General features: G+C 30.4%; 9 protein-coding genes. All 9 read right to left on the bottom strand.

The features are described 5' to 3' along the window. Positions 1 to 174: 174 nt before the first annotated feature. The 9 genes from BS62_RS03440 to pfkA all read right to left on the bottom strand — a co-directional run bounded on the left by BS62_RS03440 (position 175) and on the right by pfkA (position 11,477). Positions 175 to 813, bottom strand: coding sequence for an acetate uptake transporter family protein (locus BS62_RS03440; RefSeq protein ID WP_496489849.1), 639 nt, complete (start codon positions 811 to 813; stop codon positions 175 to 177). 163 nt (positions 814 to 976) lie between these two features. Then, entirely contained in the window at positions 977 to 2,035 is a 1,059-nt protein-coding gene (locus BS62_RS03435; protein WP_496489848.1) for an XdhC family protein, read from the bottom strand. Between the two features lie 189 nt (positions 2,036 to 2,224). Then, positions 2,225 to 3,826, bottom strand: coding sequence for a L,D-transpeptidase family protein (locus tag BS62_RS03430; protein WP_496489847.1), 1,602 nt, complete (start codon positions 3,824 to 3,826; stop codon positions 2,225 to 2,227). A gap of 242 nt (positions 3,827 to 4,068) precedes the next feature. Continuing rightward, positions 4,069 to 4,536, bottom strand: coding sequence for a flavodoxin family protein (locus BS62_RS03425; protein ID WP_496489846.1), 468 nt, complete (start codon positions 4,534 to 4,536; stop codon positions 4,069 to 4,071). 23 nt (positions 4,537 to 4,559) lie between these two features. Continuing rightward, positions 4,560 to 5,918 carry a 23S rRNA (uracil(1939)-C(5))-methyltransferase RlmD gene (gene rlmD / locus BS62_RS03420; protein ID WP_496489845.1) on the bottom strand — a complete coding sequence of 453 codons (1,359 nt, stop codon included), beginning with the start codon at positions 5,916 to 5,918 and terminating at the stop codon, positions 4,560 to 4,562. Positions 5,919 to 6,043: 125 nt separating this feature from the next. Further along, entirely contained in the window at positions 6,044 to 6,742 is a 699-nt protein-coding gene (locus BS62_RS03415; RefSeq protein ID WP_496489844.1) for a hypothetical protein, read from the bottom strand. Positions 6,743 to 6,949: 207 nt separating this feature from the next. Beyond that, complete coding sequence (locus BS62_RS03410; RefSeq protein ID WP_496489843.1) at positions 6,950 to 8,524, bottom strand: sodium:neurotransmitter symporter family protein; 1,575 nt, start codon at positions 8,522 to 8,524, stop codon at positions 6,950 to 6,952. Positions 8,525 to 8,727: 203 nt separating this feature from the next. Further along, a complete protein-coding gene (gene pyk / locus BS62_RS03405) occupies positions 8,728 to 10,488 on the bottom strand; it encodes a pyruvate kinase (RefSeq protein WP_496489842.1) in 1,761 nt (586 codons plus the stop codon). Between the two features lie 29 nt (positions 10,489 to 10,517). Continuing rightward, the gene (gene pfkA / locus BS62_RS03400) at positions 10,518 to 11,477 is read right to left on the bottom strand and encodes a 6-phosphofructokinase (RefSeq protein ID WP_496489841.1); all 960 of its coding nucleotides are present in this window, start codon (positions 11,475 to 11,477) and stop codon (positions 10,518 to 10,520) included. Positions 11,478 to 11,579 lie beyond the last annotated feature (102 nt).

Genomic DNA, 11,579 nt, shown 5'->3' with positions numbered 1-11,579 from the left:
TCACCTCTGACTTTATTTGCTTATGTGCTTTATTATATCACTAATCTTATTTATACTAATATCTTTTTCAATAACTTTTTACACCAACACAACTTACATTAATGGCAAAATAAAACAGCAGGAAATCTCCTGCTGTTTTGGTTTAAATTATTTATTTTAAATGTGAATCTTTAATTATGCTGCAGGGCTCTTAACTTGATTAGCAACTTTTTTATCTTTTATAATAGGACCTGGCATAGGATATACCGGTTTTCCGAAAGCTGTATTAACTATCATAGCCGCAGAAAGATAAATACCTAATATACCTGCTATTAATAACGACCAAGCTGGTATAACTGCGAAACTCTTTGATAAGATTCCTAAATCCATTAAAGTAATAAATGGAAGTGCTATATCTAATGCAAAAACTATTAAACTTAATACAAAAGGCGTTTTTAAAAATGCTGGTGTCCATAACCATATTACAATTGTCAATACTAACCATGCCCAACCATCAATACGAGCATCAAGTACGATATTATTTGTAGCCATTTGGAATTTCATAATCATTTCAAGACCGCCTACTAACATAAAGAAGGCACTAAAGAATAAAAATGTGTTTCCACCTGTTGTATTTCCGCCTTTTAAATCAATTAGCGCAACCACAAGTTGTACTACAAATCCTCCTAATAACCAGATACCTAATAATGGCAACGCATCATGTGTTACTTTCCCAGATAATAGGGCAAAAAATCCGAAACATGCTACTGCCAAAGCAACTAGCCCTGCTGGAGTAGGATTAGACCACTCCTTAATTTGATTTCCTTGATTCACTATAAAGTCCTCACTTTCATAATATAATGTATGATTTCTAATTAAGATGCTTTTTTGACCATCTCTTCATAAAAAAATTATATACAATTTTCTGACTTTAATCAATGAATTTCGACATTTTATCTCTTAAAAAAGAGTGGTTTAACCACTCTGTAAATTATTGTTATATTTTTTCTATTAATACTTCCATTATTCCTCCACACACCATTCCTTCATCCTCAGCAACAGAACCTGTCATATCAACTTTTTGAACTTTATATCCGCCATTTCTTATAATATCTCGAGCTGTATTTATTACTTCTCCTTCACTACATCCCCCACCTATACTTCCTACAATTCTACCATCAGGATAAACAATCATTTTAGCTCCTGCTCTTCTTGGAACTGAACCTTTAGTTAAAACTATAGTAGCCATAGCCCTTGGTTCATTAATATCTTTTGATAACTCTTCTATTATTGAGCTGTCAAATTCTAAGTAATTAACCTTCTTACTTCTTTTATAACTAATAAGCTGTGCTAGTATTGATATAGCTATTTCTTCAGGAGAAACTGCGTTAATATCTAATCCTATAGGCGCATTAACCTTATCTAATTGTTCTTTAGAGTATCCTTCATTTAGCAATTGTTCCCTAGTAATTTTAATACGTCTCTTTGAGCCTATCATACCAACATAACCAGTATCATACTTAAGTGTTTGTTTCAGGCAAAGCATATCATGTCTATGACCCCTAGTTACAATAACAACAAAAGACGACTTATTTATATTAAGCATTTCAAAGCATGTTTCAAAGCTTTCACAAATTACATTTTCTGCATCTGGAAACCTATTTGGATTTGCAAATGAAAGCCTATCATCTATAACAGTTACAGAAAACCCAACCTTGGAAGCAAACTCAACTAAAGGTTTTGAAATATGTCCGCCACCTAAAACAATTAATTTAGGTTCGGGGAAATATGGTTCGATTATAACAGTCCCTTTATCCTGATTATTTATAAATTCCAATTTACCTGTTTCAAGTACATTCAAAGCCCTTTTGCGTAAATCTTCTTCTAAATTCATTAATTTTGTATATAAATCATCCTCTGTAAGTAATATTTCATTTCGTGAGTACCCATTATTTTCACCATTATAATTTGAAGTTGTAATCATAACAGCTTTTTTCCCATTATTTAATATATTTAATAAATTTTTATAAATGTTTTCATTTGAATTTAAGTTCATTGTATTTGCTCCTTTGTATATTGACGTTTCCCTTTTATTTTATCAATATAAGTACGTAATTTCAATAAACTTAAATTATTATATAAGTATTTACTTTAATCCAAAAACAAAAATTCCCTCAGCGAGGGAATATAGTTTATATCTATTTATATTTATTCAATTGGGTCTAAATATTACTAATTAATCTTATTAATAACAAACAACAGGAGTACCAGGTTTAATATTATCGAATATAGCATTCGCTACATTATATGGTGAATTTATACAACCATGAGAACCATTTGTATTATAGATATTTCCTCCGAATACACTTCTCCAGCTGGCATCGTGAATTCCTATACCTCCATTAAATGGCATCCAAAAGGTAACAGGAGCAGCATAACCAGGACCTCTAAGTACAACATTTCTCGCTTTATATTTTAAAATATATACACCTGGGGGAGTTGCATTATTATCTCTTACATTACCTGTAACTATATCTCCTTGTACTATTAAGGAGCCATTTTTATAAAACCACATATGTTGATTTGTTAAGTCTATTTCTACATAGGTGTTTCCTATGTCATTTTTCCCATGAGAAAATGCAGTATTATTATATTCTGGTTCTTTAGTTATAGTTTTACCTTCTTTTATGGCTGAAATTAAATTTTGTGTTTCCTTAGTTATATTAATACTCCATCCATAATCTCCACCATCAATTTTTATATTTTTCTCTGACGATGTTACAAAATCTCTTATCTTTCCAACTGTATTGTAATTTTTAGAAAGTCCATCTACATAATCTTTTACTTTTTCTTCATCAACTATAACTTCAAATTTTTCATTAACCTTAAGCCACTTGTTTATTATAGAACCATCTAAAGTTTCTTTCTTATCTCCAAAAGTATATACAACTTTCGAAGATACATATTTATTAAGTGTATCTCTAACCTCTATAGTCTTTTTTGACTTTGAGTTATACTCTGGCTCTATATAGCAACCTGATGATTCTAAGTTTATTTCAAATTCACCATTATGCAATAAATTAGCCACACTACTATATAAAATATCTTTATCTACCTTATTCCCAGGGTCTCCATCTACAATTGTATAGCTATTATCTATATACTCAAAACTTGGATTTTTAGGTTCAATTATATTACTACTATTGAAATAAGATAATTTATCTATTTGTTTTTTTAATAGATTCTCATTATATGAAAATTCTACTATCATTTCAGTATTTTCTTTATTAAAACACTCTAGAATCCAGTTAATAGGGTTCTGTTTATCTTTAAATTTCTCAATAAATTTTTCATCTGAATTATACTTTAAGCTTATATCAGTGGCTTTTATTTGTTCAACTTTACCTTCTCGATCTTTAAGATTAAATGTATAATCTGAAAGGGCAGATGTCATAGCTTCCTTTGCATCCTCTACATTTTTTCCCGATATGTTAATATTATTGATTTTAGTACCAAAATTAAAATGACTAGTAAAGTATATAGATATTCCAAAATATATAATAAGTAAAGTACATATAGAAATCCCTACCCCAATAGCTATTTTTCTATAATTTTTTATTTGTTTTTTTACGGGCTCATCTATAGTATCTTCTATAGGCTTTTCTACTAGTTCTTCTTTTGAGGTTTCTATATATTCTTCTATAGATTCTTTTGTCACTTCTTCTGTTAGGGTTTCTATGTCTTCTTCTATAGTTTCTTTTACTGACTCTTCTGTTAGATTTTCTATATGCTCTTCTATAGGTTCTTTTAATATCTCTTCTGTTGGAATTTCTTGTTCTTTTTTCATAGAACTCACCCCTAATATTTAAAACAAAATTTAGAATTAATACTTTAATGATTTTGATATTAATAAACATTAAATAACTCTATATTTAATCTTATGTAATGATATTAATACTCAAGACAATTATCTTAGAAATTATAAAATTTTATAAATATCAAAAATCCCTCAAACAATAGTCTGAGGGATCACAAAACATAATTAAATTCTATTTAATTCTAATCTATTTTTTTGTAAATGCCACATGTTTAAATGGACTCCAACACCCTCTCAACGAACCTTTTTGCTTCTTTAAAATCTTTATCATTGGGATGTCTCTGTGATAATCTGCCTAGAATATCAAAAATTTTATTATCAGAAAATTCCCGAGCCACAAAGCTACCCTTACATGCAAAACTACCCTTATTTATGGCGCCTTTCGATACTAGAGATTTAATTAACTTATTGTTATAAAATTTCATGCCAACTCCACTAGTTGAAAACACAAAAACATTTTTATTTTTCAAATTTAATTTATCAACTAGTTTAAATATCTTCGGCGACATTCTCTCTTTGTACACTCCTGAACCAAACCCAATCAAATCGTAATTTTCTATGTCAATGTCACTGAAATCCCTTATATTTATTAGATCCGAATCGATTTCTTTTGCAAATATCTGTGCAATTTTTTCAGTATTATTCTTATAATCAGAACAATATATAATCAAGGATTTCATAATCTATTCCCCCTGAAATCAACCTATTTTTTCTCTATCAACGCCACACACTCCACGTGCATAGTGTGTGGAAACATATCTACCGGTTGTATTTCAACACACTTATATCCCTTTTGATCTAAATACTTTAAGTCCCTTGCCAATGTTGATGGATTGCATGAAACGTATACAACTCTATTAGGTTTCATAGAAACTATTGTATCTAAAACTTTTTCATCGCATCCCTTTCTTGGAGGGTCTACAACTACTACATTTGCTTTTTTCCCTTCTTTATATAATCTTGGAACTACTTCTTCTGCTTTTCCTGCATAGAATTCAGTATTATTAAGATTATTTAAATCAGCATTTCTTTTGGCATCTTTTATAGCATCTTCAACTATTTCTATTCCATATACCTTATTTGCCTTTTCAGCTAAGAATAAAGATATAGTACCTATTCCACAGTATATATCAAATACAACGTCATTTTCTTTTAAATTTGCATATTCTAAAGCCTTATTATATAAAACTTCTGTTTGAATAGGATTTACTTGGAAAAATGATAAAGGAGATATTTCAAATACTAATTCTCCTATATAATCATTTATTCTTCCATCTCCATATACAGTCTTATTATTTCTTCCAAGTATAGCATTAGTTTTTTCTTTATTTATGTTCAATACTAATGTTTTAAATCCTGGAATATTTTCTTTTAAAACATGTATTAACTCTTGTGTGTTAGGTAGCTTATTTCCGTTTATAACTAAAACTACCATAACCTCTCCTGTTTTGAATCCTATTTTAGTTACCAAATGTCTTATAAGTCCTGTATGATTACTTTCATCGTATACACTTATCTTATAGTTATCTATGTATGTTTTTACTATCTGAAGTATTTTATCGTTTAGGTCATGTTGAATAACACATTTGTTAGATGGTATTATTTCATGGCTTTTCTTTTTATAAAATCCTAATACTGTTTCACCATTTTTCTTTCCTATTGGAAACTGAGCCTTATTTCTATATCTAAAAGGTACATCCATTCCAATAGTTTCATGTATAACAACATTTTCTAATTTGCCTATTCTAGATATAGTTTGTTTTACTTCATTAGTTTTTATATCTAACTGTTTTTTATAATCTAACTCTTGTATTTGACAACCACCACATTCTTTCAGTGATTCATCACATTCCCTATTTACTCTATATGGTGACTCATCTATTATTTCTACTATTTCACCAACAGCATATTTCTTTTTAGAGTTAGTTATTTTCACTTTAAGTTTATCTTCTATTAATCCTCCTTCTACAAATACAGTAAAACCATTGTATTTTCCTATTCCAACTCCACCTTGTCCTACATCTACTATATCAACTATATATTCTTTATTATCTATTAACATAGGGAAATCTCCTTTGTGTTTAATTTAATCCATATCAAGTTATTTTATCAAAATACGGTTTTTAAGTCAAAAAAATGAGAGGTATAAACCTCCCATTTTTAATATATTTTGCCCATATTTTATTATTATACAAATAAATCCTTACATTTATACCCTCTATAAAGTTGTACTAAAGCAAAAACCAATAATGCTACTCCTAATAGAGGTGCTCCATAAACCAAAATTTTAGCTATTGTAACTGAAACTCCATCATCTGTTACAGCTCTTAGTGCTCCATTATAATCTTTTAAAACATTTATTCCATTATTAATCCACATAAAAGCAGTCATAAGTGCAACTGGAACAACAGACATACTCATGTAAAACCCCGTTATAGATCTGTTTTTAACACCTTTTAATCCTAAATAGATAGGAACAAAAAATAAAACCGGAAGCATATACCCATAGTATTGAGGAGTCAAGGCTAAAAATAATATTGATGCCAATACAAAAGCTGAAATATACTTACGTAAATACTTTGAAGTGCCTTGAAAATCATGTATAGCAGCTTTTAAATATCTTATATACGCTTCTATACTATCACCTATTTTTTTATTTTGTGCATTCTTATTATTTCTAATTTCCTTTAATAATTCATTTCCCTTACTATATAAAGCATCATATTCATTTTTTAAATTATCAGGAACCTCTATTGTTTCATACTTATCTTCTATATTTTTTAGATCAGCTATGTATTTTTCTTTCTTACTTTCTTTTAAACCTGATACATTTTTTAATTCATTTCTTATTTGCTTTATACTCGATATAAGTGTATTACACTTCATTTTTATCCCCCCATTGTTTTTGTTTATATATTATATGCTTGTATCTTTTGTATTAAAACCCTCATTTTAAAAATGAGGGTTTTTTTATTTTATTTTATTTATCTCCTACTATCTTCTTCAAACTTATAAATATAGTTATACATATAACAGTCCAAACTACGCCCATAAATATCCATCCAGCACTAGTCACATCAATTCCCCCTTTATTTAAACTGTTGTAACCTTATTTTCTTCAATTTCTTTACTATATTTACTCTTTATAGATTTATATGCTTGAATAAATCCTATTACTAATACAGATAGTATTACTATTCTTGCTCCATTTACCCAAGGTACTAATTGAGGGCTATTTGCAACAAAGCTTGGTACTATATTAAAGTATCCAGCTTTTATAAAGTCTATTGTAGAGAATACTAAGAAAACTATTAATGTAACAGGAGTTAAGAACTGATGGAATAATTTAAAGAACCACTTTGGAACTTTCCATAATCCACCTTTATTCATTTCTTCTAATGCACTTTCTCCTACTATCCATCCTATTAATATAGTTTCAAGTAATCCTAAAACTATTAATAGATAAGTTCCTATTAAGTTATCTACTTCTGTAAAGTACGCTAAGTCAGCAGTTTTTGTTAATATTGGCTCTAAACCAACTGGAAGACCAACTAATATATATCCTGCAAATACTATCATAGATGCTTTTTTTCTATTTACTCCCATATCTTCTTCTAATATAGCAACTAAATAGTTGTACATTGCTATAGCAGAAGTAAACCCAGCGAAGAATAATAACAAGAACCACATAGCTCCAAATAATTGTCCTCCACCCATAGTTCTAAATACGTTAGGTAGTGCCATAAATGTAAGACCTACTCCACCAGTTACACCATCTTGACCTAAGAATGCATAAGCTATAGGTATAACAGCTGTACCACCAAGTATTATTTCAGCAAATTCATTTAATGATATCATAGCTACCGAAGATACTACTATATCTTCATCTGGCTTTAAGTAAGATGCATAGTTACATACTATACCCATACCTAAAGATAATGTAAAGAATATTTGACCTGCTGCTGCAAGCGCTGCTCTCCAGTTTAATGATGAAAAATCAGGATTCCATATATAACCAAGCCCACCTATAGAACTCCAATCAGGATTTACAGGAGAACCTATTGTAAGTGCTCTAACTGCTAATATTATACCAAATACATATAGTGTAGGCATCATTAGCTTAGCCCATGCTTCTATACCTTTTTGTATTCCTCTTGTTACTGCAAATCCTATGCTAAGTAAAGCTACTATCCAGAATATTAATGATGATGGATCTTGGATATATTTTACAAATATATCTGTTGTAGCTACAGCGCTGTCCATATATCCACCTGTTATTGATAAGAAACTATATCCTAATGTCCATCCTATTATATGATTGTAATATGAGTTCACTAGTAATGATACTGCAAATGCAAATGCTCCACATAACCCGCCAAGTATTATTGCCTTTCTAGGTGCTATACGTTTTTTAGCTTGAACATAAACCATAGGACCTACTGTTCCATGACCAAATCTACCTCCAAAACGTCCTATGTGCCATTCTATTAACATAACTGGGATACCTATAACTAGAAGTGCAAAGAAATAAGGTATCATAAATGCTCCACCGCCGTTAGATGCGGCTTGGTACGGGAACCTCCAGAAGTTACCTAATCCTACAGCATTACCTGCCATAGCTAATATCAGACCTATCTTGGACCCCCAATTTTCTCTTGATTCAGACATATAATGTTTCCCCCCTTTAATTATTTTAATTAATAATACTAGCATCGACGTCCTTTTATGCATACTTTTTATTTTATTTTTTGAATTAATTATTTTATTCATTTCTTTTTTCTGTAAATTGTTAATATTTAAACAAAATAAAACAAAGGACAAGACCTGTAATATCAACTATTACAAGCCTTGCCCTTTATAATATGCTACTTTTATAAAACTCTAGTTGAGCCTTTATATACTACACCTCTTGCAGCATCTACTGTTATAACATCCCCGTTTTTAACTAAGTTAGTTATATTTTTAGCAGATAAAATAACTGGTTTATTCATATTTAATCCTACTATCGCAGCATGGGATGTCATACCACCTTCTTCAGTTATTATAGCTCCTGCTTTTTCTATATATGGATTCATATCAGCATCGGTCATTGAAGTTACTAATATATCTCCTTCTTCAAAATCTACTGTTACACTTGATTTAGTTATAAGATGAACTCTTCCTTCTACAGTCTTACATCCTACACCTATACCAGTTGTTATTTCTTCGCTTATTACATGTACTTTTATTAAGTTAGTAGTTCCTGTTACTCCAACTGGAACTCCTGCAGTTATAACAACTAATTCGCCATTTTTTATAAATTCAGCTTCTTTAGCTGCTTTTATTGAATTCTCAATAACTTCATCTGTATTTACAGCTTGAGCTGATTTGACTGGATATACGCCCCAACACAATGCCAGCCTTCTCATAACTTTCTCATCATCTGTAGTAGCAATTATAGCACATTTTGGTCTAAACTTAGATACCATTCTTGCTGTATGTCCAGATGATGTAGATGTTATTATAGCAGTTGCACTTAAATCTACTGCAGTAGTACATGTTGCATGGCTTATTGCATCAGTAACTGTTATTTCAGTTATCTTTTTATCCTTTAACATTTCATTGTAGTTCAAAGCTTCTTCTGTTCTTTTAGCTATTGTCGCCATAGTTTTAACAGATTCTATTGGATATTTACCTGCTGCAGTTTCTCCTGATAACATTATGGCATCAGTTCCATCGTATATAGAGTTTGCAACGTCTGTTACTTCCGCTCTTGTAGGTCTTGGATTTCTTATCATAGAATCAAGCATTTGTGTAGCTGTTATAACTGGTTTTCCTAATTCATTACATTTTTTTATTATCATCTTTTGAACTATAGGCATTTCTTCTGTAGGTATCTCAACTCCTAAGTCCCCTCTTGCAACCATTATACCGTCAGAAACCTTTAAGATTTCATCTATATTTTCAACACCTTCTTGGTTTTCTATTTTTGATATTATTTGTATATCTGTAGCATTGTTTTTTTCAAGAACCTCTCTTATAGCCAAAACATCTGTCGCCTTTCTAACAAAGGATGCAGCTATATAGTCTATATCTTCTTTAATACCAAATTCTATATCACCTATATCTTTTTGAGTCAAAGCAGGTAAGTTTATTTTCACCCCAGGAACATTTACACCTTTATGGTTTTTTACTATACCTGAATTTTCAATTGTACATAGTATATCATCAGCACTCACTTCGTCTACTCTTAATCCGACTAAACCGTCATCTATTAATATTCTATCTCCAGGTTTAACATCAGAAGCCAATCCTTTATAACTTACAGTACACATTTCCTTAGTCCCTAGAACCTCTCTCATAGTTATAGTGAAGTTTTGTCCTTCTTCTAATAAAACTTCTGGATCAGCAAAGTTTCCAGTTCTTATTTCAGGACCTTTTGTATCTAATAATAAAGCTATTGGCTTATTTAGTTCTTTCCTTATTTTTTTAGCTACATCAATTCTGACTTTCTGCTCTTCATGATTTCCATGAGAAAAGTTAAATCTACATACATTAAGTCCATTTTTTATAAGTTCTCTTAAAATTTCTTCATTTTCGCTTGCAGGTCCTAGTGTACAGACTATCTTAGTCTTTTTCATATTATTTATCATAATTTACTCCTCCTATATGTAGATCATTATTATATGGATAAGATTTTTACTAGTTTATAAATATCCGTATCAAAGTCCCTTTTCATATCTAACGCTTCATTAATATCCATATCTATTATTTTATTATCTCTTATACCCACAACTTTAGCAGATTTTCCTTCTAATAATAATTCTACTGCCCTAGCTCCTAGTTTACTTGCTAATATTCTATCAAATGCTGATGGACTTCCACCTCTTTGAACATGACCTAATACAGTTACTCTTAAATCTGCTTTTGTTTTCTCAATTATTTCTTTGCCGAGTTCTTGAGCACTTCCTACACCTTCAGCTAAAACTATTATACTATGTCTTTTTCCTCTTTTTTTAGTTGTGTCTAATCTATCACATAATTCATCTATATTGTATGGAGTCTCAGGAACTATAACCGTCTCTGCCCCACCTGCAAGACCTGCATATAAAGCTATATCTCCACAATGTCTTCCCATTACTTCAACTATATTAACCCTTTCATGAGATGATGATGTATCTCTTATCTTACCTATAGCATCTAGTACCGTATTTATAGCTGTATCGAAGCCTATCGTAAAGTCCGTATATGCTAGATCATTATCTATAGTTCCAGGTAAACCTATAGCTGGGAATCCCATTTTACTTAGAGCTTGAGCTCCCATAAATGAACCATCTCCACCTATTACTACGAGACAATCTATATTATACTTTTTTAAAATTTCTACAGCTTTTTTTCTTCCTTCTTCAGTTTTAAATTCTTCACATCTTGAAGACTTAAGTATTGTTCCACCCCTATGTATTATATCTCCAACAGAAGACAAGTTCATCTCTTGTAAATCTGATTCTAAAAGTCCTTTATATCCTCTATTTATCCCGAACACCTTACAATCATAATATATTGCAGTTCTTACAACTGCTCTAATAGCAGCATTCATACCTGGAGCATCTCCACCACTAGTTAGTATTGCTATTGTTTTCATAGTTATAGCCTCCTAATCTAATAATATAGGGACCTGTATGGTCCCTATATTATTTTCTCATCCCATCAATAATAAAAAAATTAAACAACAACATTATATTCC

Source organism: Sporacetigenium mesophilum DSM 16796, from assembly GCF_059569055.1.
The sequence above is the reverse complement of the archived record's forward strand: the minus strand, read 5'-3'. Positions and strand labels throughout refer to the sequence as shown.